This is a genomic window from Pseudomonas sp. zjy_15 (genome assembly GCF_043101865.1).
GTDB lineage: Bacteria > Pseudomonadota > Gammaproteobacteria > Pseudomonadales > Pseudomonadaceae > Aquipseudomonas > Aquipseudomonas putida_Y.
This window is the reverse complement of record NZ_JBICII010000106.1, coordinates 66330-89963: the sequence shown is the minus strand read 5'-3', so window position 1 is coordinate 89963 and position 23634 is coordinate 66330. Positions and strand designations below refer to the sequence as shown.

The 23634-nt window shown below is 61.7% G+C and carries 26 protein-coding genes and 2 tRNA genes; 13 read left to right on the top strand and 15 right to left on the bottom strand.

All coding sequences use genetic code 11. The features are described from left to right. Window positions 1-19: 19 nt before the first annotated feature. A complete protein-coding gene (locus tag ACF8EF_RS20615; protein ID WP_176683843.1) occupies window positions 20-979 on the bottom strand; it encodes a sugar ABC transporter substrate-binding protein in 960 nt (319 codons plus the stop codon). Between the two features lie 402 nt (window positions 980-1381). Here ACF8EF_RS20615 and ACF8EF_RS20610 point away from each other — a divergent pair, with 402 nt between their 5' ends. From ACF8EF_RS20610 to ACF8EF_RS20600, 3 genes are all read left to right on the top strand, one after another. Further along, window positions 1382-2470, top strand: a complete 1089-nt coding sequence (locus ACF8EF_RS20610) for an asparaginase (protein ID WP_339442857.1) — start codon at window positions 1382-1384, stop codon at window positions 2468-2470. 214 nt (window positions 2471-2684) lie between these two features. Continuing rightward, complete coding sequence (locus tag ACF8EF_RS20605) at window positions 2685-2927, top strand: DUF1654 domain-containing protein (RefSeq protein ID WP_004574330.1); 243 nt, start codon at window positions 2685-2687, stop codon at window positions 2925-2927. A 6-nt stretch (window positions 2928-2933) separates the two neighbouring features. Continuing rightward, on the top strand, window positions 2934-3626 hold the full coding sequence (locus tag ACF8EF_RS20600; protein WP_339535281.1) for an endonuclease I family protein: 693 nt from the start codon (window positions 2934-2936) through the stop codon (window positions 3624-3626). 3 nt (window positions 3627-3629) lie between these two features. Here the strand turns inward: ACF8EF_RS20600 and ACF8EF_RS20595 are convergent, their stop codons facing one another. The 4 genes from ACF8EF_RS20595 to ACF8EF_RS20580 form a co-directional block, all read right to left on the bottom strand. Beyond that, entirely contained in the window at window positions 3630-4055 is a 426-nt protein-coding gene (locus tag ACF8EF_RS20595; protein ID WP_209965023.1) for a GTP pyrophosphokinase, read from the bottom strand. 152 nt (window positions 4056-4207) lie between these two features. Next, on the bottom strand, window positions 4208-4777 hold the full coding sequence (locus tag ACF8EF_RS20590) for an SPOR domain-containing protein (RefSeq protein ID WP_176683847.1): 570 nt from the start codon (window positions 4775-4777) through the stop codon (window positions 4208-4210). A 131-nt stretch (window positions 4778-4908) separates the two neighbouring features. Next, window positions 4909-4985 (bottom strand) — tRNA-Val (locus tag ACF8EF_RS20585). 172 nt (window positions 4986-5157) lie between these two features. Continuing rightward, a tRNA-Val gene (locus ACF8EF_RS20580) sits at window positions 5158-5234 on the bottom strand. 203 nt (window positions 5235-5437) lie between these two features. Between ACF8EF_RS20580 and ACF8EF_RS20575 the strand changes: the two genes are divergently transcribed. Continuing rightward, entirely contained in the window at window positions 5438-6721 is a 1284-nt protein-coding gene (locus ACF8EF_RS20575) for an FAD-binding oxidoreductase (RefSeq protein ID WP_003250557.1), read from the top strand. A gap of 89 nt (window positions 6722-6810) precedes the next feature. Here ACF8EF_RS20575 and ACF8EF_RS20570 read toward each other — a convergent pair whose 3' ends face one another. Continuing rightward, window positions 6811-7545 carry a peptidase C39 family protein gene (locus ACF8EF_RS20570; protein ID WP_176683984.1) on the bottom strand — a complete coding sequence of 245 codons (735 nt, stop codon included), beginning with the start codon at window positions 7543-7545 and terminating at the stop codon, window positions 6811-6813. Between the two features lie 166 nt (window positions 7546-7711). On the opposite strand from ACF8EF_RS20570, the gene ACF8EF_RS20565 reads away from it, so the two are divergent. Further along, on the top strand, window positions 7712-7891 hold the full coding sequence (locus tag ACF8EF_RS20565; RefSeq protein WP_176683848.1) for a hypothetical protein: 180 nt from the start codon (window positions 7712-7714) through the stop codon (window positions 7889-7891). Window positions 7892-8022: 131 nt separating this feature from the next. On the opposite strand, the gene ACF8EF_RS20560 is transcribed toward ACF8EF_RS20565, so the two are convergent. Both ACF8EF_RS20560 and ACF8EF_RS20555 read right to left on the bottom strand, forming a co-directional pair. Beyond that, window positions 8023-8775 (bottom strand): TerC family protein, encoded by a 753-nt coding sequence (locus ACF8EF_RS20560; RefSeq protein ID WP_003250551.1) that lies wholly within the window; start codon window positions 8773-8775, stop codon window positions 8023-8025. A gap of 28 nt (window positions 8776-8803) precedes the next feature. Continuing rightward, on the bottom strand, window positions 8804-9043 hold the full coding sequence (locus tag ACF8EF_RS20555) for a hypothetical protein (RefSeq protein WP_176683849.1): 240 nt from the start codon (window positions 9041-9043) through the stop codon (window positions 8804-8806). A 132-nt stretch (window positions 9044-9175) separates the two neighbouring features. Here ACF8EF_RS20555 and nhaR point away from each other — a divergent pair, with 132 nt between their 5' ends. The 3 genes from nhaR (at window position 9176) to ACF8EF_RS20540 (ending at window position 12114) form a co-directional block, all read left to right on the top strand. Then, complete coding sequence (nhaR, locus tag ACF8EF_RS20550) at window positions 9176-10069, top strand: transcriptional activator NhaR (protein ID WP_176683850.1); 894 nt, start codon at window positions 9176-9178, stop codon at window positions 10067-10069. A 97-nt stretch (window positions 10070-10166) separates the two neighbouring features. After that, window positions 10167-11378: a serine/threonine transporter SstT gene (gene sstT / locus ACF8EF_RS20545; RefSeq protein WP_392461821.1), complete on the top strand. Its 1212-nt coding sequence runs from the start codon at window positions 10167-10169 to the stop codon at window positions 11376-11378. An 88-nt stretch (window positions 11379-11466) separates the two neighbouring features. Further along, window positions 11467-12114, top strand: a complete 648-nt coding sequence (locus ACF8EF_RS20540; RefSeq protein ID WP_021782790.1) for a YceH family protein — start codon at window positions 11467-11469, stop codon at window positions 12112-12114. A 4-nt stretch (window positions 12115-12118) separates the two neighbouring features. Here ACF8EF_RS20540 and ACF8EF_RS20535 read toward each other — a convergent pair whose 3' ends face one another. The 3 genes from ACF8EF_RS20535 to ahpC all read right to left on the bottom strand — a co-directional run bounded on the left by ACF8EF_RS20535 (window position 12119) and on the right by ahpC (window position 14875). Continuing rightward, a complete protein-coding gene (locus ACF8EF_RS20535; RefSeq protein ID WP_021782791.1) occupies window positions 12119-12307 on the bottom strand; it encodes a hypothetical protein in 189 nt (62 codons plus the stop codon). Between the two features lie 317 nt (window positions 12308-12624). Beyond that, window positions 12625-14187, bottom strand: coding sequence for an alkyl hydroperoxide reductase subunit F (gene ahpF, locus ACF8EF_RS20530; RefSeq protein ID WP_392461819.1), 1563 nt, complete (start codon window positions 14185-14187; stop codon window positions 12625-12627). Window positions 14188-14311: 124 nt separating this feature from the next. Then, window positions 14312-14875 (bottom strand): alkyl hydroperoxide reductase subunit C, encoded by a 564-nt coding sequence (ahpC, locus tag ACF8EF_RS20525; RefSeq protein ID WP_176683853.1) that lies wholly within the window; start codon window positions 14873-14875, stop codon window positions 14312-14314. A 321-nt stretch (window positions 14876-15196) separates the two neighbouring features. Here ahpC and ACF8EF_RS20520 point away from each other — a divergent pair, with 321 nt between their 5' ends. Continuing rightward, complete coding sequence (locus tag ACF8EF_RS20520) at window positions 15197-16261, top strand: TerC family protein (RefSeq protein ID WP_176683854.1); 1065 nt, start codon at window positions 15197-15199, stop codon at window positions 16259-16261. Between the two features lie 92 nt (window positions 16262-16353). Here the strand turns inward: ACF8EF_RS20520 and ACF8EF_RS20515 are convergent, their stop codons facing one another. Next, entirely contained in the window at window positions 16354-17583 is a 1230-nt protein-coding gene (locus ACF8EF_RS20515) for an acyl-CoA dehydrogenase (RefSeq protein WP_176683855.1), read from the bottom strand. 140 nt (window positions 17584-17723) lie between these two features. Here ACF8EF_RS20515 and ACF8EF_RS20510 point away from each other — a divergent pair, with 140 nt between their 5' ends. Beyond that, window positions 17724-18650, top strand: a complete 927-nt coding sequence (locus ACF8EF_RS20510) for a LysR family transcriptional regulator (protein WP_176683856.1) — start codon at window positions 17724-17726, stop codon at window positions 18648-18650. Window positions 18651-18842: 192 nt separating this feature from the next. Continuing rightward, entirely contained in the window at window positions 18843-19997 is a 1155-nt protein-coding gene (locus ACF8EF_RS20505; RefSeq protein ID WP_392461818.1) for a cysteine desulfurase family protein, read from the top strand. 7 nt (window positions 19998-20004) lie between these two features. Here ACF8EF_RS20505 and ACF8EF_RS20500 read toward each other — a convergent pair whose 3' ends face one another. From ACF8EF_RS20500 to nfsB, 3 genes are all read right to left on the bottom strand, one after another. Then, window positions 20005-20442: an RES family NAD+ phosphorylase gene (locus tag ACF8EF_RS20500; RefSeq protein ID WP_209965002.1), complete on the bottom strand. Its 438-nt coding sequence runs from the start codon at window positions 20440-20442 to the stop codon at window positions 20005-20007. Next, window positions 20439-20888, bottom strand: a complete 450-nt coding sequence (locus ACF8EF_RS20495) for an antitoxin Xre/MbcA/ParS toxin-binding domain-containing protein (RefSeq protein WP_003250525.1) — start codon at window positions 20886-20888, stop codon at window positions 20439-20441. Before ACF8EF_RS20495 ends, ACF8EF_RS20500 begins: the two co-directional genes overlap by 4 nt. A 142-nt stretch (window positions 20889-21030) precedes the next feature. Further along, entirely contained in the window at window positions 21031-21684 is a 654-nt protein-coding gene (gene nfsB / locus ACF8EF_RS20490) for an oxygen-insensitive NAD(P)H nitroreductase (RefSeq protein ID WP_392461816.1), read from the bottom strand. Window positions 21685-21787: 103 nt separating this feature from the next. Between nfsB and ACF8EF_RS20485 the strand changes: the two genes are divergently transcribed. After that, window positions 21788-22711: a LysR family transcriptional regulator gene (locus tag ACF8EF_RS20485; protein WP_101196124.1), complete on the top strand. Its 924-nt coding sequence runs from the start codon at window positions 21788-21790 to the stop codon at window positions 22709-22711. Between the two features lie 48 nt (window positions 22712-22759). Next, the gene (locus ACF8EF_RS20480; RefSeq protein WP_101196125.1) at window positions 22760-23590 is read left to right on the top strand and encodes an AraC family transcriptional regulator; all 831 of its coding nucleotides are present in this window, start codon (window positions 22760-22762) and stop codon (window positions 23588-23590) included. Window positions 23591-23634: the final 44 nt, after the last annotated feature.

Genomic DNA, 23634 nt, shown 5'->3' with positions numbered 1-23634 from the left:
GCCGATTCTCCTGGCAGCATCAGGGCTTCTTGGTGATGAGTTCGACCGGGGTCTGGATGACGTTGTCGGCATCCACATCAGGTTTTTCGCCCTTGACCATTTTCAGCGCCGCCTGAATGCCGTACACCGCCTGCTGGCTGGCGGCCTGGTCGAGGGTGGCAAGCACGCGACCGTCTGCAAGCATTGGCTTGATGGCATTGATGTTGTCATAGCCCACCACTTGCACCTGGCCGGTCTTGCCAGCGGCACGCACGGCGGACACAGCGCCCAGCGCCATGCTGTCGTTGCCAGCCAGCAAGGCCTTCAGGTCGGGGTATTCGTTGAGCATGGAGGCAGCGACGGCGTTGCCTTTGTCGATCTCCCAATTGCCGCTTTGTACCGAGACGATGTTCATCTGCGCGGCATTCATGGCGTCCTTGAAGCCGGCGGTGCGCTGCTGGGCATTGGTGGTGGTCGGCACCCCTTCGATAATACCCACCTGGTCGCCGGCCTTGAGTTTCTGGCTGGCCAGGTAATCGCCAACCAGACGCGCGCCCTTGCGGTTGTCGGGGCCGACGAAGGGAACGCTGATGCCTTTGCTCTTGAGCAGATCAGGGTCAAGACGATTGTCGATATTGATCACCACCACGCCCTGGTCCATGGCCTTCTTCACCGCCGACACAAGTGCCTTCGAGTCAGCCGGCGCAATGACCAGGGCCTTGGCGCCGGCATTGACCATCTGCTCAACGATGCGGATCTGCTCGCCAGTGTCGGTTTCGTTCTTGATGCCGTTGGCGATCAGGTCGAACTCGTCGGCGTGGGTTTTCTGGTAATCCTTGGCGCCGTCTTCCATGGTGCGGAAGAACTCGTTGGCCAGCGACTTCATGACAAGGGCGACCTTGGGCTTGTCTTCGGCGTGAGCAGCAGACAATGGCAAGACGAGGCTAAGCGAGGAAATGACAGCGAAGGCCAGCAGACGACCGGGAAACGGCAGCTTCATGGACGATGACTCCGAATCTTGTGTTTTTTATCGGATCGCAAACGTTTGCGTTGACCAACTATGGTAACAGGACCGTTGTTTGTCAAATCCGTTTGGCTATCGGAGGCCAGAGTGCTGCTGGGACCGATTATGCAGATTTTCCGAAAAACCGAACACCTTTACCTTTTTTTGTTCGGAATTGCGAATGCAGCCCCCCCCTTTTTTCAGGTGCGGTCTCGCGTCACGAATGCGTCGCGCGGCGCCCCCGACCCGGTGCAACACCGCGCATTGCCGGGGCTGCTACACAGCCCATTGCAACGCACGGCCGTCCCGACCCTGGCGCACGTGGCGCCTTGGTACGAAAAATGCCTGTAGCCCCGCGCGACTCAATAACTAACTCACTAGGAAGCGAGAACAATAACGATGAATGCCGCACTGAAAACCTTCGCCCCCAGCGCACTCGCCCTGCTGCTGATCCTGCCAACCAGTGCCTCGGCCAAAGAAGCCGAAACCCAACAGAAGCTGGCCAACGTGGTCATCCTCGCCACCGGCGGCACCATTGCCGGCGCCGGCGCCAGCGCTGCCAACAGCGCCACTTACCAGGCTGCCAAGCTGGGCGTCGACAAGCTCATCGCCGGCGTGCCGGAACTGGCCGACATCGCCAACGTACGCGGCGAACAAGTCATGCAGATCGCCTCCGAGAGCATCAGCAATGACGACCTGCTGAAACTGGGCAAGCGCGTCGCCGAGCTGGCCGAAAGCAAGGACGTCGACGGTATCGTCATCACCCACGGCACCGACACTCTCGAAGAAACCGCCTACTTCCTCAACCTGGTAGAGAAGACCGACAAGCCAATCGTGGTGGTCGGCTCGATGCGCCCGGGCACCGCCATGTCCGCCGACGGCATGCTCAACCTGTACAACGCCGTGGCCGTAGCCAGCGACAAGCAGTCGCGCGGCAAGGGCGTGCTGGTGACCATGAACGACGAGATCCAGTCCGGCCGCGACGTGAGCAAGACGGTCAACATCAAGACTGAAGCCTTCAAGAGCACCTGGGGCCCGATGGGCATGGTAGTGGAAGGCAAATCGTACTGGTTCCGCCTGCCGGCCAAGCGCCATACGGTCAATTCCGAGTTCGACATCAAGCAGATCAGCAGCCTGCCACAGGTGGACATTGCCTATGGCTATGGCAACGTCACCGACACCGCCTACAAGGCCCTGGCACAGAACGGCGCCAAGGCGCTGATCCATGCCGGTACCGGCAACGGTTCGGTATCGTCGCGAGTTGTCCCGGCGCTGCAGGAACTGCGCAAGAACGGCGTGCAGATCATCCGCTCGTCGCATGTCAACCAGGGTGGTTTCGTACTGCGTAACGCCGAACAGCCGGATGACAAGAACGACTGGGTCGTGGCTCACGACCTGAACCCGCAGAAGGCGCGGATCCTGGCGATGGTGGCAATGACCAAGACCCAGGACAGCAAGGAGCTGCAGCGCATCTTCTGGGAGTACTGAGTGCTCCTCCCTCAGAGCCGGCTCTCCGGCTCTGAGGGCCTCACTGCCCTCTCCTGAACCGCACAGACACTGAGGGTACAAACCGGCGACATCGCTTACCTTTCTGACCGGCCTCATGGTTTACAGGCCAACCCTGGATTTCTCCTGACAAGCAGTTGCGAAATTACTTACAGTGAAATACTGTACGTGCATACAGCAAAACAAGGGAATTCCTGTGTCCAGCACCGCCTCCGCCACCCCGAGCAGCTATGAACAGCTGGGTGTACGCATCCAGAAGATCATCAACAGCCCAACCGCCCAGCGCAGCCGCGCGGCGCTGATCTTCCGCCTGGAACAGGAAAGCCCGGATGACTGGGAAACCCTGCTTCAGGAGATCGCCGAGAACGACAACGTCACCCTCGCCCACCGCGACGATGGCGGCGTGCAGATTTTCTGGACCGTACCAAAGGAAGACTGACTGCGCATGAGAGTTTCGCTTTTCGCAGCCGCTTGCCTGTTACTGACCACGCCACTTGCCCAGGCCGACGCCCCGCGTACCTTCCAGGAGGCCAAGAAGGTCGCCTGGAAGCTCTATGCACCGCAATCGACCGAGTTCTATTGCGGGTGCAAATACAAGGGCAACAAGGTCGACTTGGCGTCCTGCGGCTATACCCCGCGCAAGAATGCCCGGCGCGCCTCGCGCATCGAATGGGAACACATCGTACCCGCCTGGCAGATCGGCCATCAGCGCCAATGCTGGCAGAGTGGCGGGCGCAAGCAGTGCTCGCAGCATGACGAAGTGTACCAGCGCGCCGAAGCCGACCTGCACAACCTGGTGCCAAGCATCGGTGAGGTCAACGGCGACCGCAGCAACTTCAGTTTCGGCTGGCTGCCGGAGCAACGCGGCCAGTATGGCCGCTGCCTGACCCAGGTCGATTTCAAGGCCAGGAAAGTGATGCCGCGCCCATCGATCCGCGGCATGATCGCCCGCACCTACTTCTACATGAGCAAGCAGTACAACCTGCGCCTGTCCAAACAGGATCGCCAGCTGTTCGAAGCCTGGAACAAGACCTACCCGCCGCAAGCCTGGGAGCGGCAACGCAACCAACAGGTCGCCTGCGTGATGGGGCGGGGAAACGCGTTCGTAGGGCCGGTCAACCTCAAAGCGTGCGGTTGACCCTTAAGCCAGCGCTTGTAAATAGGCGCTGGCTTCCCGGTAACGGGCCAGCCGCGCCAGGTCGGCGGGGCCCGGGCAGGGGATGCGCGAGAGGTCACTGTTGTCGGCCAGATCGGCCAGCTTGACGGTGCGCGCCAACGGGTCATCACCCAGGCGCACCACGAAATCCTGGTAAGGCTCGCCCTCGCGGCGGCTAAGCGCCAGCAACGCGGCCAGGATTTTCAGCGCGAAGCCCTCGCGCGCCAGGTCAGACAGGGTCAGCGGGGTGTCTTCGATCACATCGTGAAGCACCGCCACAATCCGCTGTTCAGGTGTGGTAACCCGCATCATCACGCGTAACGGGTGGAGGATATAAGCCGCCCCACCCTTATCGTATTGCCCTTCATGCGCCCTGGCGGCCACGGCAATGGCACGCTCCAGTGTAGACATGAGGCCCTCCCCGTTTGGCCGCTACCCACCCAAGCATAGCCAAACTTGTGTGAACGGCGCCTGACACGAGCCTTTGCTGCGCCGCCTCTGCCCAGGCTTAGACTCTGCAGGAAAAGCCTTGATACTTGTTCATGCTGCGTTGAAAACAGACCCTAGCGTGATGCGCCGTGCTGGATGACCACCGAATCGGTACCCAGCTTGGCCATCACTTCGTCCCTGCGCGCTTGCGCCTCTTCGCGGGTGGGGAACGGCCCCAGCAGCACCACTGGCTTGCCGTCGCGGTACTCCACCGAAGACGGGATGCCCTTTTCGATCAGGCGCGCCGTCATGTCGCTGAGGGCACCCATGTTGGCGCCCTGCACCACTTCCACATCCCAACCCTGGGGCGCCGGCTGGTCTGCCAGGGCCTCGGCACGCCGCTGCAGGTCGGCGCCGCCGCAAAGCTCGCGGATACGCAGGTTATTGCCGGTATCGTCAACGATGATGTCGTACTGCCCGTCGCGCTTGATCGCCACATAACTGCGGTAGGCTTCGTACTGCCCGGCATCGTCCTTGCCGCGGACCTGACCGCAGATGGTGCCCTGGGTGTCGATCCGCACGTTGCCGAACTTGGCGGTCTTGGGGTTGTTCAGGTGTTCGGCCACCTGCTTGTGCACGCCTTCGACCTCGTTCTCACAGCCCGCCAGGGCGAGCACTGCCATTACCACAGCCAGTTTGCGCACGCGTGTACCTCCAGATTCGAAGGGGCGGATTCTAGCACGCCGGGGTATGCCCGAACCGCGACCAAACGTTACACGCTGCTTCGGGCGCAAATGCAAAAAGGGCGATCATTTCTGATCGCCCTTTTTCGATTTGGTAGGCACAATTGGACTCGAACCAACGACCCCCACCATGTCAAGGTGGTGCTCTAACCAACTGAGCTATGTGCCTGTCGTGTGGTGCGCATATTAGTGATCCGATACGCACCTGTAAAGCTTTTTTTTTGAGAAAAATCAAAAACTTTCGCATGCAAGCGCTTCGTGCCCATACCGCGCTTTTCGGCCCACGTGGCAATGGACAATGAAAAAAGGGGTGACCCTTTCGGATCACCCCTTTTTCGATTTGGTAGGCACAATTGGACTCGAACCAACGACCCCCACCATGTCAAGGTGGTGCTCTAACCAACTGAGCTATGTGCCTGTCGTGTGGTGCGCATTCTACGCATTACAAAAACCCTGTCAACACTTTTTTTCGCGCTAACCTACTGAATCTTAAACTCTTTATATAAAGGCGGGCTGGAGGGTATCCCGTAAAGGATTTTCACCAGACGACTAGCGGGTGTTTATTATTATTGATAGCATCGGTACATTCGTTAAAAATATAAAACACGAGGTTCCTGCAGCATGGCTAACACCCCCTACCCCCAGTCCTACTACGCCGCCTCGGCCAACCCGGTGCCGCCACGTCCGGCGCTGCAGGGTGAGGTGGAAACCGATGTGTGCATCATCGGTGCCGGCTACACCGGCCTGTCCAGCGCCCTGTTCCTTCTGGAGAACGGTTTCAAGGTAAGCATCGTCGAAGCGGCCAAGGTCGGCTTTGGCGCATCGGGCCGTAACGGCGGCCAGATCGTCAACAGCTACAGCCGCGACATTGATGTCATCGAACGCACCGTTGGCCCCAAGCAGGCACAACTGCTGGGCCACATGGCCTTCGAGGGCGGGCGCATCATTCGTGAGCGCGTGGCCAAGTACAACATTCAGTGCGACCTGAAAGATGGTGGCGTATTCGCCGCCCTTACCAGCAAGCAGATGGGCCACCTGGAATCGCAAAAGCGCCTGTGGGAACGCTTTGGCCATAATCAGCTGGAGCTGATGGACCAGAAGCGCATCCGCGAAGTGGTTGCCTGCGACAGCTACATCGGCGGCATGCTCGACATGAGCGGCGGCCACATCCACCCGCTGAACCTGGCCCTGGGCGAAGCTGCTGCGGTCGAGTCGCTGGGTGGCATCATCTATGAGCAAACCCCGGCCGTGCGCATCGAACGTGGTGCCAACCCGGTGGTGCATACCCCGCAGGGCAAGGTCCGCGCCAAGTTCATCATCGTTGCCGGCAACGCCTACCTGGGCAACCTGGTACCCGAGCTGGCCGCCAAGTCCATGCCATGCGGCACGCAGGTAATCACCACCGAGCCACTGGGCGAAGAACTGGCACGCACCCTGCTGCCGCAGGACTACTGCGTCGAGGATTGCAACTACCTGCTCGACTACTATCGCCTGACCAGCGACAAGCGCCTGATTTTCGGTGGCGGCGTGGTGTACGGCGCGCGTGACCCGGCCAACATCGAGGCGATCATCCGCCCGAAAATGCTCAAGGCCTTCCCGCAGCTGAAGAACGTGAAGATCGACTACGCCTGGACCGGTAACTTCCTGCTGACCCTGTCGCGCCTGCCACAGGTTGGACGGATCGGCGACAACATCTACTACTCGCAGGGTTGCTCGGGCCACGGCGTGACCTATACCCACCTGGCGGGCAAGGTACTGGCCGAGGCCCTGCGCGGCCAGGCAGAGCGTTTCGACGCCTTTGCCGGCCTGCCGCACTACCCGTTCCCGGGTGGCCAGATGCTGCGCGTCCCCTTCAGCGCCATCGGTGCCTGGTACTACAGCCTGCGCGATCGCCTGGGCTTCTGATTCAGGCAGGCCCGCGCCCACAGGATTTGTGCTGCTTGCACAGTCCGTGTGGGCGCGGGCTTACCTGCGAAGGGCAGGCACAGGCAACGCTATTTGTTCAGGCTATTCACAGCCTGCTTCGCCGCACTCTCTTGCCCCGCCTTGGCCAATTCATCCGCAGCACGCAACCAGCGCTGGCGATCAACCTGGGCCGGCAGTTGCCGAGGTGGCTGCACCAGCACCGCCCAACTCCCCTGCTTCTCCCACGCCGATGCAAACTCATCGAATGCCAGCACCTGCCGCCGGTGCATGCCCGAACGCAGCAGCACCCGCTGCTTGTAACGGTCATAACCCATCAACACTGCATAGCGGGGCCCGCTCCACCAGGCCGAACCTTCCTCGTAACGCAGCAGCACCGGGTTGCCCGCCGCCACCTGGGTCAGCAGCGCGTCCAGCTGCTTGTCCAGCGGGTACACCACCCTACCGTAGTCCCGCGCCACACGGGGAATAGCGGTATCCAGCGTTTCGGCCCCCTGAGGCAGGTTCAGCGGTTTATCCAACAACCCTGGCGTAATAGGCGCCCCCTGCTGCGACAGCACTGCCGCCAGCGCCATGGCCCCGCTGTGGTTGGCGTTGCCACGGTAGAACGGCACGCTGCTGATCTCGACTCGCTGCGGCAAGCCTTTGAGATTGCCGGGCGGTGCGCTGGCACAGCCGGCCAGGGTGGCAGCCAGCAGACAGGCAGCCAGTAGCCGCCGGGGGGCAGCCTTGAAGGAATGTTGCTCCATGGGCACTCGCTTGTTCCAACGCCAGGCAGGCAGCGCCCGGCTCTGGCCACCGATCATAGGTCCGACAGCGGCGCGGGTATAGTCCGACAGCGCCTTGGAGCGAATCGGCACTAGAGATTGACCATTGTTCGATGGAACGTCACAGGCGAAGGGCTAGACTAAAGCAGTGTCTGGAAGGTAAACGCGGGCCAATCAAGCGCTTGCCGTAGAGATGGAGGCACAGATGAGCCTGACCATGGCAATTCTCATGCTGGTAGGCATGTGGCTGAGCGTCGCAGCCGCCATGCTGTGGGGTGTACTGCGTATCGTGCGGCGTCACGCACACCATCACCACTTGCCACCGCAGGCCCCGCCCAGGCCACAGCCGGTAAGACGGGCGCGGCGGCATGCGGGGGTGAACTGACCTCAGGATTTCCTGAAGCCCACTCGCAGACAAGCCCGCTGCACAGGTATTTCGCGATGCCAGCGCGGCTCGAAGTACCTGTGAAAGCGGGCTTGTTCACGAATGGGGGCGCAAAGCGCCCCTTTTTTGCATCAGCCTTCAGCCGCCTCACGCTTCAGACGCGCCCGGCGGGCCAGAATGTTGAGGACCTCGATAGCCGTCGAGAACGCCATGGCCGCATACACATAGCCCTTGGGTACATGGGCGCCAAAGCCCTCGGCGATCAGCGTCATGCCGATCATGATGAGGAAGCCCAGCGCCAGCATCACCACGGTCGGGTTGTCGTTGATGAAATTGGCCAGCGGGTCGGCTGCCACCATCATCACGATCACAGCCGTGATAACGGCGATAATCATGATGGGCAGATGCTCGGTCATGCCCACGGCGGTGATGATGCTGTCTACCGAGAAAACGATGTCCAGCAACAGGATCTGGAAGATCGCCGCAGCAAAGCCCAGGGTAACCGTGGAGGAGACTTTGGCTTCCTCCTTGGCGCCATGCGGGTCGACGTTTTCGTGAATTTCCTTGGTCGCCTTCCACAGCAGGAACAGACCACCGGCAATCAGGATCACATCCTTCCACGAGAAGGCGTTGCCGAACACTTCGAACACTGGGTCGGTCAACTGGACGATCCAGGCCACGGTGCTGAGCAAGGCCAGTCGCATGACCAAGGCCATGCTGATCCCGATACGTCGCGCCTTGGAGCGGTACTCCACCGGCAGTTTGTTGGTCAGGATCGAGATGAAGATCAGGTTGTCGATGCCCAGTACAACTTCCATGGCCACCAGCGTAGCCAGGGCAACCCAGGCGGTAGGGCTAGCGGCGAGTTCCAGCAAATATTCCATTGTTCAAATCCTGCAGCGGCGGTTGGGGTCAGATTTCCTGGGTTTCTTCTTTCTTCTCGGCATCCTTGGGCTTCTGCCCTTCGCTGCCTATGGCTTCGCTCAGCGCCTGCTGGGCAGCCTTGTTGGTGTCGTCGATAGCCTGCTTGGCCGACTGCGCCGCCTGATCGAGCATCTGCTGTGCGGATTTCTCGGCCTGGTCGCAGCCTGCCAGGGTGAACAGGGCCAAAGCCAGCACCAACGGGGTGCCAATGGATTTGAATTGCAGCATGGTGTCCTCGCTTAAAATAACCCGGCGGCGCATGGCGCCTGATAGCCGTGCATTCTAGAGACGGCAATAGTTCAGGAAAATTCGTATTTTCATGGCATATACTTCGGTTTTTACGAATCGGAACGACCGACGGTGCTTAACTATCGCCAGCTGCATTACTTCTGGGCCGTGGCCAAGACGGGCAGCATCACCCGCGCCAGCCAACAGCTGAACCTCACACCGCAAACCATCAGCGGGCAGATCACCTTGTTCGAGCAAACCTACGGCCTGGAACTGTTCCAGCGCGCCGGCCGGCAGCTGGAACTGACCGAAACCGGCCGCCAGACCCTGGTGTACGCAGAGCAGATGTTTCAGATCGGCAGCGAGCTTGAGGCCATGCTGCGCGCCGGCCCGCAGGAGCAGATCCTGTTCCGTGTGGGGGTGGCTGACGTAGTGCCAAAATCCATTGTCTACCGCCTGCTGGCACCGACCATGGACCTGGAGGAGGTGCTGCGCATCAACTGCCGCGAAGACAAACTTGAGCGGTTACTGGCAGACCTGGCCATCCAGCGCCTGGACCTGGTGATTTCCGACAGCCCCATGCCTAACCACCTGGACATCAAGTGCTACAGCCAGAAGCTGGGCGAGTGCGGGCTGAGCTTCTTCGCCACCCCGGCGCTGGTACAACGGCTGGACGGTCCTTTTCCAGCTTGTCTGCAGGATGCTCCACTGCTTGTTCCCGGTCAGGAGACCGTGGTACGCAGCCGGCTGCTGCGGTGGCTGGGCGAGCAGCAGGTGCAGCCACGGATCGTGGGGGAATTCGATGACAGTGCCTTGATGCAAGCGTTCGGGCAGTCGGGCAGCGGCATTTTCGTTGCTCCCAGCGTAATCGCCGAGGAGGTGTGCCGTCAGTACGGCGTGCAACTGATCGGGCAGACCGAGGCCGTGCACGAGTCGTTCTACGCCATTTCGGTGGAGCGCAAGGTCAAGCACCCTGGGATCGTGGCGATTACCGAAGGGGCGAGGCGGGAATTGTTTCACTGGTAGCCGTAAAAGCCTGATTGACTACGAGCACGGGCCGGCATGCGCTATAGGTGCTCTATGGTAAAGTCCGCCCTTTCCAGATTCCGAGATACCGCTGCACATGACCCCTTTTCTCCGCCTCCTCAACCGCACCAGCCTGGTGACCCAGATCGTCATCGGCCTGCTCGCCGGTATCGCCCTCGCCCTGCTGGCACCTGCCATCGCCCGTGACCTGGCCTTTCTTGGCAAGGTGTTCGTCAGTGCCCTGAAGGCGGTTGCGCCCGTGCTGGTGTTCATTCTGGTCATGGCTTCGGTCGCCAACCATCGTCACGGCCAGGAAGTCCACATTCGCCCGATCCTCTGGCTGTACCTGCTGGGCACCTTTGCCGCTGCAGTGGTGGCCGTGGTTGCCAGCATGCTGTTCCCCTCGCACCTGGCGCTAAGCGCCAGCGAAGCCACGCTGAGCGCGCCAGGCGGCATCGCCGAGGTGATGCAGAACCTGTTGCTGAGTGCGGTAGACAACCCGGTCAATGCCCTGCTCAATGCCAACTTCATCGGCGTGCTGACCTGGGCCATCGGCTTGGGCGTGGCCCTGCGCCATGCCGGTGAAACCACCCGAACCGTGGTCGCAGACCTGTCCAATGGCGTCACCCTGATCGTGCGCATGGTCATCCGCTTCGCCCCGCTGGGTATCTTTGGCCTGGTCAGCTCCACCCTGGCACAGTCGGGCCTGGACGCCCTGCTCGGCTACCTGCACCTGCTGGCGGTACTGATCGGCTGCATGCTGTTCGTGGCACTGGTGATGAACCCGCTGATCGTGTTCTGGAAGATCCGCCGCAACCCCTACCCACTGACACTGCTGTGCCTGCGTGAAAGCGGCATTACTGCGTTCTTCACCCGCAGCTCGGCCGCCAACATCCCGGTCAACCTGGCATTGTCGGAACGCCTTGGCCTGCATAAAGACACTTACTCGGTGTCGATCCCGCTGGGCGCGACCATCAACATGGCCGGTGCGGCAACCACCATTACCGTGCTGACCCTGGCCGCAGTGCATACCCTGGGTATCCAGGTGGACCTGCCCACTGCCGTGCTGCTCAGCGTGGTGGCGGCGGTGTGCGCCTGCGGCGCCTCGGGCGTGGCCGGGGGGTCGCTGCTGCTGATTCCGCTGGCGTGCAGCCTGTTTGGCATCCCAAGCGAAATAGCCATGCAAGTAGTGGCGGTGGGCTTCATCATTGGCGTGTTACAGGATTCGGCCGAAACGGCGCTGAATTCTTCGACCGATGTGCTGTTCACTGCAGCGGCGTGTCAGGCTGAAGAGCAGCGTAACGGCTAAGCGCGCCGGGGCCGCATTGCGGCCCCAATTGCCTTACGCGGTGGCATTACCTACCCTAGTGGCCTTTCCCCAGCCACGAGACAGGGCCATGTCAGAACACGAAACCGCAGGTGAAGGCCGCTTCAACAGCATCGAAATCCGCGTTCTCGGCTCGCTGATCGAAAAGCAGGCCACCAGCCCGGAAAGCTACCCGCTGACCCTCAATGCCCTGGTCCTGGCCTGCAACCAGAAGACCAGCCGCGAGCCGGTGATGAACCTCACCCAAGGCCAGGTCGGCCAGGCGCTGCGCGCCCTCGAAGGTCAGGGCATGACCCGCCTGCAGATGGGCAGCCGTGCCGACCGCTGGGAACATCGGGTAGACAAGGCACTGGAGCTGGTGCCAGCACAGTTGGTGCTGATGGGCCTGATGTTCCTGCGGGGCCCGCAAACCCTCAACGAACTGCTGACCCGTAGCAACCGCCTGCACGACTTTGACGACACCGAGCAGATCCAGCATCAGCTGGAGCGCCTGATCTCGCGGGACCTGGCTTTGCACCTGCCACGTCAGGCCGGCCAGCGTGAAGACCGCTACACCCATGCCTTGGGCGACCCGGCGGAAATCGAGGCGATTCTCGCTGCACGCCAACAGGAAGGCGGCGCTCGCAACAGTGGCGGCAGTGTGTCAGAAGACCGCATCGAAGCCCTCGAAGCCCGCATTGCGGCGCTGGAAGCGCGCCTGGCCGAGCTGGAAGGCTGAGCCGTCACGGCTCGGGGTCGGGGAAATTGCGGCAGCTCTTGCGCTCGGCCAGCTCCCGGTCAGTGGGGCGCTGGTCGACGAACACAGCGCGACCGTCGGCGTAGATTTCCAGGTAGCCCCAGTGCAGGTCCTGCTCTTGCTCCCCGGGCTTCGGGGGGACTAGCCACCAGGGTTCGCGGCTGATCAGGGTCATGCGGGGGATTCCTGAGGGGTTTACGTGTAAGCATAGACACCTTCAGGTTGATGCTTTGCTTGTACCGGCCCTTTCGCGGGTGAACCCGCTCCTACAGCGGTCTGTGTCCAACTCCCGATGTGTGTCCACCACCAATCTGTGTAGGAGCGGGTTTACCCGCGAATACGGTCGCAGCGGCAACGGTGAACGGCGGGTGGAAATTGGCCAGCAGGGCCGGCCTCTTCGCGGGTAAACCCGCTCCTACGGGGATCTTCACAGTTTCAACAACTGCGCAGTCCTGCGAGAGCGGCTTTAGCCGCGAAAGGGCCGGTACAGGCTTACGCCGGCGCCGAAGTCCGAATCAGGTGGTCAAAGGCCGCCAGCGATGCCTTGGCCCCCTCACCCACCGCAATGACGATCTGCTTGTACGGCACGGTAGTCACGTCACCTGCGGCAAACACTCCCGGAATGCTGGTCTGGCCCTTGGCGTCGACAATGATTTCGCCACGCGGCGACAGCTCGACGGTGCCCTTCAGCCAGTCAGTGTTGGGCAGCAGGCCAATCTGCACGAAGATGCCTTCCAGTGCCACTTCGTGCTGTTCATCCGTGGTGCGGTCCTTGTAGCGCAGGCCAGTCACCTTCTCGCCATTGCCCAGCACCTCGGTGGTCAGCGCGCTGGTGATCACGTTGACGTTCGGCAGGCTGCGCAGCTTGCGTTGCAACACCGCATCGGCACGCAACTGGCTGTCGAACTCGATCAGCGTCACCTGGGCGACGATACCAGCCAGGTCGATGGCCGCTTCCACACCCGAGTTGCCGCCGCCAATCACCGCCACGCGTTTACCCTTGAACAGCGGGCCGTCACAGTGCGGGCAGTAGGCCACGCCGCGGCCGCGGTACTCCTGCTCACCTGGCACGTTCATTTCGCGCCAGCGGGCGCCGGTGGCCAGGATTACAGTCTTGGCCTTCAGCGAAGCGCCCCCCGCCAGACGCACTTCGTGCAGACCGCCCTCGGCAGCGGGAATCAGCGCTTCACCGCGCTGCAGGTTCATGATGTCGACGTCGTACTGCTTGACGTGCTCTTCCAGCGCCGTGGCCAGCTTCGGTCCTTCGGTTTCCTGCACCGAGATGAAGTTCTCGATGGCCAGTGTATCGAGCACCTGGCCGCCGAAGCGCTCGGCAGCAACACCGGTGCGGATGCCCTTGCGGGCAGCGTAGATGGCAGCAGCGGCGCCAGCGGGGCCACCGCCGACAACCAGCACGTCAAAGGCATCCTTGGCGTTGATCTTCTCGGCCTGGCGGGCGCCGGCGTTGGTGTCGATCTTGCCAATGATTTCTTCCAGGCCCATACGGCCCTGACCAAACACTTCACCGTTCAGGTAGATACTCGGTACCGCCATGATCTTGCGCGATTCCACTTCGTCCTGGAACAGCGCACCGTCGATAGCCACATGACGCACGTTGGGGTTGAGTACCGCCATCAGGTTCAACGCCTGGACCACGTCCGGGCAGTTCTGGCACGACAGCGAGAAGTAGGTTTCGAAGCTGAATTCGCCTTCCAGGGCCTGGATCTGCTCGATCACTTCGGCACTGGCCTTTGACGGATGGCCGCCGACTTGCAGCAGCGCCAGCACCAACGAGGTGAACTCGTGGCCCATGGGTATGCCGGCGAAGCGCAGGCTGATATCGGCACCCGGGCGGTTCAGCGAGAACGAAGGGCGACGGGCATCGGTACCGTCCGCGCTGAAGGTAATGAGGTTCGACAGGCCGGCAATTTCCACCAGCAGGTCGTGCAATTCGCGGGACTTCGCGCCGTCGTCGAGGGAGGCAACGATCTCGATCGGCTGGGTGACCCGCTCCAGGTAGGTTTTCAGTTGCGATTTAAGCGTGGCGTCCAACATACGGGCGATTCCTTTTTCAAAACTCGGATACAAAAACGCCCAGGCAAGGTCGCCCGGGCGTTTGACGGGGCGGTAGGTATTTCAGCTTTGGCGGCTGCTTACCGCCCGCGCTGTGGGCATGACCTTAGATCTTGCCTACGAGGTCCAGCGACGGCGCCAGAGTGGCTTCGCCTTCTTTCCACTTGGCCGGGCACACTTCGCCTGGGTGAGCGGCAACGTACTGGGCAGCCTTGACCTTGCGCAGCAGTTCGGCAGCATCACGGCCTACGCCACCGTCGTTCAGCTCGACGATCTTGATCTGGCCGTCCGGGTTGATCACGAAGGTACCGCGGTCGGCCAGGCCGGCTTCTTCGATCAGCACGTCGAAGTTGCGCGAAATGACGTGAGTCGGGTCACCGATCAGCGGGTATTGGATCTTGCCGATGGTGTCGGAAGTGTCGTGCCAGGCTTTGTGAGTGAAGTGGGTATCGGTGGAAACACCGTAAATTTCCACGCCCAGCTTCTGGAACTCGGCGTAGTTGTCAGCAAGGTCACCCAGCTCGGTCGGGCAAACGAAGGTGAAGTCGGCCGGGTAGAAGAACACGACAGACCACTTGCCTTTCAGATCGGCTTCGCTGACCTGAACGAACTCGCCTTTGTGGTAGGCGGTGGCGTTGAAGGGTTTGACCTGGCTGTTGATGATTGGCATGAGAGACGCTCCTTCATGGGGTTGGAATCAGTTGATGGATAGAATCCTAACTAATCATCCCGCTGAAGGCTCATTGGCAAAGCTCATGCTTTCGATTGGTTTTGGCTATAACCGGAGTTATTTAATAGAAGGGAAAGGGCTGAGCAAAGGATTGCGGGCTTGAGCGCTGCACTGGCAAAGAAATGTAACAGCTACCCATTCGGCACCACTGGCAAACGGGTCTAGGCTCAAGCTCATGTGATACCGGGCCCCTCTGACGGCTGCCAAGCCGCCATGTCGGATCACTGTTGCCATGCAACGTCGACATTCAAGGAGGGGCTCATGACAGCTCTGCAAGCATTCCTCACAACACCTGTCCTCGGTACCAGCGCCTGGTTGTGGCTGGTGTTCATGGCCATCGTCATCGGTTTGCTGGTGCTCGACCTGGGCGTGCTGCACCGCCACGACCGGGAAATTGAAATGCGCGAGAGCCTGCTGCTGTATTCGGGCTATTTCAGTGTCGGTGTGCTGTTCGGCGCGGGGGTCTGGTACCAGTTGGGTGCGCAGTCTGCGCTGGAGTTCTACACCGGCTTCCTGGTCGAACAGTCGCTGTCGATGGACAACGTGTTCGTCATGGCGATGATCTTCAGCTACTTCGCCATCCCCCGTCGCTACCAGCACCGCGTGCTGTTCTGGGGCATCCTGGGCGTGGTGTTCCTGCGGGCCATCATGATCGGCGTGGGCGCGGCGCTGGTACAGAACTTTGCCTGGGTGCTGTACATCTTCGGTGCCTTCCTGCTGTTTACCGGGGTGAAGATGGCGCTGTCGAAGGAAGACAGCCGCCCGGACCTGGCCAACAACCCGATCCTCAAGTTCGTGCGGCGGCACATGCGGGTTACCGACCAGATCCATGGCTCGCACTTCTTCGTACGCCAGACCCCGCCCGGGCACAGCAAGGCGCTGCGTTATGCCACCCCGCTGTTTCTGGCGCTGGTACTGATCGAACTGGCCGACCTGGTGTTTGCCGTCGACAGCGTGCCGGCGATCTTCGCCATCACCCAGGACCCGTTCATCGTCTACACCTCCAACATCTTCGCCATCCTCGGCCTGCGCTCGCTGTATTTCGCGCTGGCGGCGCTGATGCACCGGTTCGTTTACCTCAAGTACGCACTGGCGCTGGTGTTGATCTTCATTGGCTGCAAGATTTTCTACCACGGCATGGTGGGCAAGGTGCCGGCGCTGCTGTCGTTGGGCGTGACATTCGGGTTGTTGCTGGGTGGGGTGGTGATTTCGTTGATCAAGACGCGGGGGCAAAAAAAGGATGACAGTATGGATGGGCACCAGCCCCACGCCATTGGACAAGAACCCGCGTCCAAGAGGGAAAAAGACACGCAACTAGGTGCCTGAGTGAATCACTTGCACTGGCCACGTCGCGGGCAAGCTGGGTGCCCGTGTAGGAGCGGGTTCACCCGCGAATGGGCCGGCGCAGGCTGACGCGTTCACCGCCCGCTACGCAACATCTCCACCGGCACATACTTGCCAATTTCGTATTTGCCAATCGCCGCCCGGTGCACTTCATCCGGCCCGTCAGCCAGGCGCAGGGTGCGCTGCATGGCATACATGTAGGCCAGCGGGAAATCGCCGCTTACCCCTGCCCCGCCATGTATCTGGATAGCCCGGTCGATCACGTTCAATGCCACGTTCGGCGCCACCACCTTGATCTGGGCGATCTCGCTACGGGCCACCTTGTTGCCGACGGTGTCCATCATGTAGGCCGCTTTGAGCGTCAGCAGCCGGGCCATGTCGATTTCCATGCGCGAGTCGGCGATCTTGTCGACGTTGCCGCCCAAGCGTGCCAGTGGCCGACCAAAGGCAGTACGCTCCACCGAGCGCTTGCACATCAGCTCCAGCGCGCGCTCGGCCATGCCGATCGAGCGCATGCAGTGGTGGATACGGCCTGGGCCCAGTCGGCCCTGGGCAATTTCGAAGCCGCGGCCTTCGCCAAGGATCACGTTTTCGTACGGCACCCGCACATTCTCGAAAAGGACTTCGGCATGACCATGGGGCGCATCGTCATAACCGAACACCGGCAGCGGGCGGACGATCTTCACGCCCGGCGTGTCGGTCGGCACCAGCACCATGGAATGCTGCTGGTGGCGTGGCCCTTCAGGGTCAGACAGGCCCATGAAGATCATGACCTTGCAGCGCGGGTCGCAGGCGCCGGAAGTCCACCACTTGCGGCCGTTGATCACCCACTCGTCACCGTCACGTATGGCGGTAGCAGCCATGTTGGTGGCGTCCGAGGAGGCCACGTCCGGTTCGGTCATGGCAAACGCCGAGCGGATCTCGCCACGCAGCAGCGGCTCCAGCCACTGGCATTTCTGCGCCTCGCTGCCATAGCGCACCAGCACTTCCATGTTGCCGGTGTCCGGCGCCGAGCAGTTGAACGGCTCCGGCCCGAGCAACGAGCGGCCCATGATTTCTGCCAGCGGTGCGTACTCCAGGTTGCTCAGGCCGGCGCCGTATTCCGACTCTGGCAAGAACAGGTTCCACAGCCCTTCGGCGCGGGCCTTGGCCTTGAGCTCCTCCATGATTGCAGTGGGCTGCCAGCGGTCACCTTCGGCGACCTGGCGCTCGAACACGGCTTCGGCAGGGTAGACATGGGCGTCCATGAACGCAGTGACACGCTCACGCAGTGCCTGGACCTTGGGTGAATAGGCGAAATCCATCAGGGCTACCTTCACAGTTCGGAGTACTTGGGGCAGAGCCTAGAGCAGCATTGCTCCATCCACCTAGTCTATTTTCCGCGTGTATAAACATTCATAACCGATATATGATCGACCGATAATTCCAACAAAGAGCGGCGCCCATGAACCTCACCAAGGTCGACCTCAACCTGTTCATCGTGTTCGATGCGATCTACACCGAAGCCAACCTGACCCGCGCCGGGCAGATCGTCGGCATTACCCAGCCGGCAGTATCCAATGCCCTGTCGCGCCTGCGCGAAACCTTCAATGACCCGCTGTTCGTGCGCACCGCGCAAGGCATGGTGCCCACACCCATGGCGCAGAACATCATCGGTCCGGTGCGCAACGCCCTGGCGCTGCTGCGGACCTCGGTGCAGGAAAGCCGCACGTTCAACCCGCAGCAGGCCAACAAGACCTTCCGCATCAGCATGACCGACCTGACCGAGGCGGTCATCTTGCCGCCGCTGTTCCAGCGCCTGCGCCGCCTGGCACCGGCGGTAATGATCGAGAGCTTCCTGTGCAAGCGCCGCGAGACCACCAAGGAACTCGCCGCCGGCCGCCTGGACTTTGCCATCGACGCGCCACTGAACACCGATCCGCAGGTGCGCCACATCAAACTGATGCAGGACCGCTATGTCTGCGCCCTGCGCCAGGGCCACCCGCTGGCCGACAGCAAGCTGACCCTCGACAGCTACCTGGGCATGACCCATATCCATATCTCCAGCCGGCGCAACGGCCTGGGTTACGTCGACCTGGCGCTGGGCAAGATGGGGGTTCAACGCAAGGTCGCTCTGCGTTCGCAACACTACCTCATGGCATCCCAGGTGTTGCAGCAGACCGATATGGCGATGACGGTTCCCGAGCGCTTCGCACGTCGCCATCAGTTGCGTTATCAGGCGCTGCCGGTGGAGGTGCCTGCACTGGAAACGCACCTGTACTGGCATGAAAGCACCGACCAGGACCCGGCCAACCGCTGGATGCGCGAGCAGATCACCGAATTGTGCGAGCGCGTGGTGGCCGAGGAAGAGAAGGCGCTGGAGCCCGCCTGAAAAGGCTGGTGCGGAGCCATTCATGGCTCCTCACCAAAGAAAGTAGAAAATTCCCATAAATTTATTCAGTAGAGATTTTTTTTCTACAAGAATCGAGAATCGAACAAGGGAAGGGAAAAATATCTCGCTGCTGGCGGGTACGCTTACGTCAATGATTAACGATTTCACGGCCACTGACACGGACCCGCCCCAATGCCTAGCGCCCCACTCTACTTCGATTACGCCGCCACAACCCCGGTCGACGACCGGGTCATCGAAACCATGCTCGCCTGCCTGGGAAACCAGGCCAACTTCGGCAATCCGGCGTCCAGCGGCCACGCCTACGGCCAAGCTGCACGTCACACCGTGGAACAGGCCCGTCAGCAAGTAGCCGAGTGCGTCGGTGCGCAATCCGAGCAACTGGTGTGGACCTCGGGCGCAACCGAGTCCAACAACCTGGCGCTCAAGGGTATTGCCCAAGGCATCGGCCAGCCCGGACACCTGATCACCAGCCAGCTGGAACACAAGGCCGTGCTTGACACCGTGGCCGAACTGGAACGCCAGGGCTGGGCCGTTACGCGCCTGGCAGCGGATGCCGACGGCCTGATCCAGCCTACAAGCGTACAGGCAGCGTTGCGCGCTGACACCCGCCTGGTATCGCTGATGGCGGTCAACAACGAACTGGGTACGGTCACCGACTTTGCCGCGATCGGCGAGCAGGTGCGTGCCCACGGTGCCCTGCTGCACGTGGATGCCGCGCAGGCCGTAGGCAAGCTGGTGATCGACCTGCATACGATGGCCGTGGACTTGATGTCTTTTTCGGCGCACAAGGTCTACGGGCCCAAAGGCATCGGTGCGCTGTATGTAGGGCCACGCGCCCGCGCGCTGATGCGTGCCCAGATGCACGGCGGCGGCCATGAGCAAGGCTTGCGTTCCGGCACCCTGGCGACCCATCAGATCGCTGGCATGGGCAGCGCATTTGCCTTGGCCGGCCAACCCGGCGACAGCGAGTACCAGCGCCTCGAGCAACTGGCAAGACGTCTGCGCACAGGCCTGCTCGCCATGCCCGGCATTACCCTGAACGGCTGCGCCAAGCAACGTATTCCCCATACCTTGAACCTGTGCATCGACAGCAAGGGCTTCAACAGCACGGCGCTGGCCAGCGAGCTGGCCTTGTCGACCACCTCGGCCTGCAACTCGGCGAGCAACGCTGCCTCGCATGTGCTGCTGGCACTGGGGCTGGATGAACGCCAGGCACGCAACAGTGTGCGCTTGAGCATCGGCCGTTTCAGCACCGAGGCTGACGTGGACAAGGCGCTCGAGGTGTTTGGCCGGGTGCTGGCGTCAGCATCGGCAGCACTGTGGTGACCACGCCCTAGAACAGGCGGCTGTCCGGCGTGAAATCCTCAACCAGTATTTTCGCGCTCTGCGCCTGCGGGTGCCGTGGGTTGAACAGGTAATTGGTGGTGCTGGGCATGATCGCGCTTGGCACCGGCAGCAGCAATGCCGAACAGTCATCCAGAAAGCGATTGCCCAACGTACGGGTCAACTCAGGCTGGGCGGACCAGCCGGGCTGCAAAGCGGGCAACTGCGCCTGGGAAACCGTGTCAGGCAGTTCGATGCGAAGCAAGCGCATGGTGGTAGGGAAATCCTCCGGGTCGATCTCCAGATGCACTAACACTTCCAGCATCGCCCCGGGAGGGCTGGTGGCGGCATACACCACCGGCCGACCCGCCTGGTGCCAGCGGCCACTTACACGCAAGCCCCCCGTACCGCTCAAGTCTGCATAGGCGCTGATTCGCCACAAAATCACAGGCCATAGCCCTCGGCAATCTGCAGCAGCATTTCTTCGACCTGAGTGGTGCCTTGCTGGGTGGTGAGCATCTGCATCGGCGTCAGCCCCGAGAAGCGTTCCTTGGGCTTGGACAGCCAGCGCTTGGCCTTGCCCGCTTCACCGAACACGGCCTCGGCCATGGCGGTGATGTGGGCCGAGCGGAACAGCCGGTCGCTCTCATCCACGGTCAGCGGTTGGTCACGCTCGATACGGGATTTGAGCGTGCGCAGCGGGATGATCTGGTCGCGCTCCACCGGCGTGAGCACACCGCGTTCGGTCAGTTTCACCAACCAGGTGGCGGCAAAACCATCGGTGATGCGGGTGTGAATTTCGAAGTCGCTGGCAAGCTCGGGAATGTCCAGCAGCGCCTGCAGGCGCGCCCGGTACTCGTGGTAACCGTTGTCGCGAAGCACTTCGGCAAGCATGGCACGCTCCTTTTCGGTATTTGCCGATAAGTATGCGGTATATGCCGGGTCATTGCCAGTTTGCCGGGGCGGGCAATCGAAGCCAGGGCTTTGCCAGATTGACCGCCAGCATTGCCAGGACCGCAAAGCGGCCCCGGAAACCTCACAGGAAGGTGAACACTTGCGATGCCGGCAACCGCGACTTGTTCAGCCCGGCATTGAAGTCCGCCTCGCTGCGGTAACCCAGGCTCAGGATCACCACACTGGTGAACCCACGCTCACGCAAGCCCAGTTCGGCATCGAGGACCTTGCTGTCGAAGCCCTCGATCGGCGTGGCATCCAGCCCATGCGCTGCCGCACCCAGCAAGGCAGTACCCAACGCCAGGTAGGTCTGCTTTTCCATCCAGTGCTGCACATCCTTCTGGTCGAAGCGGTGCAGGTTGACGTAGTGACGGCGGCTCTGGTTTTGCCCGGCGCGCGCTTGCTCATCACGGAAACGGCCATCGGCAGCCTCTTGATCGAGCACGGCGCTCAGGTGTTCTTCAGTCATTTCGGTACGGGTGCAGAACACGATCACATGCGAGGCATCGAGAAGCTTCTGCGTGTTGTAGGCATAACCCTCCGCCGTGCTCTTGGCCAGGCGGGCCTTGCCTTCGGCCGTGTCGGCGACGATGAAATGCCAGGGCTGGGAATTGACCGACGACGGGCTGTGGCGCAGTTGTTCGAGCAGGGCGTCGACAGTGGCTTGGGGAATGCGGCGTGAGGCATCGTAAGCTTTGGTAGTGTAACGGCGCTTGGCCAGCGATACGGTATCCATGCGACAACTCCGGAATGAACAGTGGATGTGCCGCGCATCTTATCTTTCCAGCAAAAAAGAAAAAGCGGCACAATGTAACAACACTTTCATCCCTGGAATGAAAATGCTGCGCATCACCGACCTCGAACTGTTTGCCCGCAGCAGCGTGCTGGGCAGCTTCACTGCCGCCGCCCATGAAGCAGGCCTGCTGCCGGGCCAGGTGGCTGCCGCGATCAAACGCCTGGAACGCGACCTGGATGTACGCCTGTTCGCCCGCACCACCCGCAGCCTGCGCCTGACCGCCGAGGGCGAGCGCTACCTGCCAACCGCGCTGAATGTGCTGGAAAGCCTGCGCCAGGGCCATGAAGATCTGCATGGCAACCCCAATAGCCTGCGCGGCACTCTGCAGGTGTCGGCCCCTTCCGACATGGGCCGCAACATGCTGCTGCCCTGGCTCAGCGCTTTCCGCCGCGACCACCCGGCATTGCAACTGCGCTTCTTCCTGTCCGACCAGATGGCCGACCTCAACCGCGACCCTGTGGATGTGGCCATCCGCTATGGCCTCAATCAGGATGCCAACTACATCGCCCTGCCGCTGGCCGAATGGAACCGCCGAGTGCTGGTGGCCTCGCCCGACTACCTGGCCCGCCACGGCCGCCCACTCACCCCCGACGCGCTGCAACAGCATGCCTGCCTGCTCTACATGCAGCACAGCCGGGTGTACGACAAGTGGCAGTTGGGTAATCGCACCGTGCAGGTGCGTGGGCCGCTGGTCAGTGACGATGCCGACGTCATCCGCCGCCTGGCCATCCAGGGGGAAGGTATCGTCTACAAGTCGTGGCTGGATGTCAGCGCCAATATTGCGGCCGGGGAACTGGAAATCGTCCTGCCCGAATTGCTCGGCGAGTCTACCCCGCTCACGTTGGTTTGCCCTCATCGCAAGCAACTCACGCCTGCCGTGACGCAATTGCACCTGTGGCTACGCGAACGCTTCGAGGCCCTGCGCGCCCGGGCACTGACCAACGGCTGCACAATCGTTCCAGACTGAGCCGGGGGCGTTGCGCTAAGGTAGCGATTTACCCCACGGTACACGTCCATGAGCAACTGGATCGACTTCAAACAAGACGCCGACACCGGCATCGAGTCGGTCCGGGCGCATTTTGTCGGGCATGCCTATGACCCCCACTGGCACGACAGCTTCCTGGTCGGCGTGACCGAGCAGGGCGTGCAGCAGTTCAACTGCCGCCGGGTGCGCCACCGCAGCACGCCGGGGCAGGTGTTTTTACTTGAGCCTGGCGACATCCACGATGGCCTGGCGCCCACCGAAGAAGGCTTCACCTATTCGACGCTGTACCTGGAGCCCGCCTGGCTCGACCAACAGCTGCGCGCGCTGTACGAGCACGCGCCAGGCGACAGCCTGCCCAGCTTTGCCGACACCCTGTGCCATGACGAACGTCTGGCGCGGGCCACCGCCCAGGCCTTCCAGGCCGTGCATGATCAGGACTTGCGCATCGTCAGGCAAACGGCCATGGACGATTTACTGGCCTGCCTGACCCGTCACCTGCACTGGCGCCGCCGCATCAATCCCGACCCGCGCCTGCCGCTGACCGCACAGCGTGCGCGGGACTTCCTGCACGCCAACCTGGAGCGCGACATCGGCCTGGAAGACCTGGCCCAGGCCTGCGGCATCGACCGCTTTCGCCTGACCCGTGCGTTCAAGGCAGCGTTCGGCATTGCACCCCATGCCTACCTGATCCAGCTGCGCCTGGCCCGCGCGCGGCGCCTGCTTGCCCAAGGTCAGACACCTGCTGAAGTGGCCGTGGCGTTGGGCTTTGCCGACCAGAGCCACCTGGGGCGCTGGTTCCGCCGCGCCTACCAGTTAACCCCGGCTGACTACCGCAGGCGCTGCTCAAACCTTCCAGACTGAGTGCCGGCACGCAGCGAGCATGGTGCTCCGCGTTTACGGAGCCC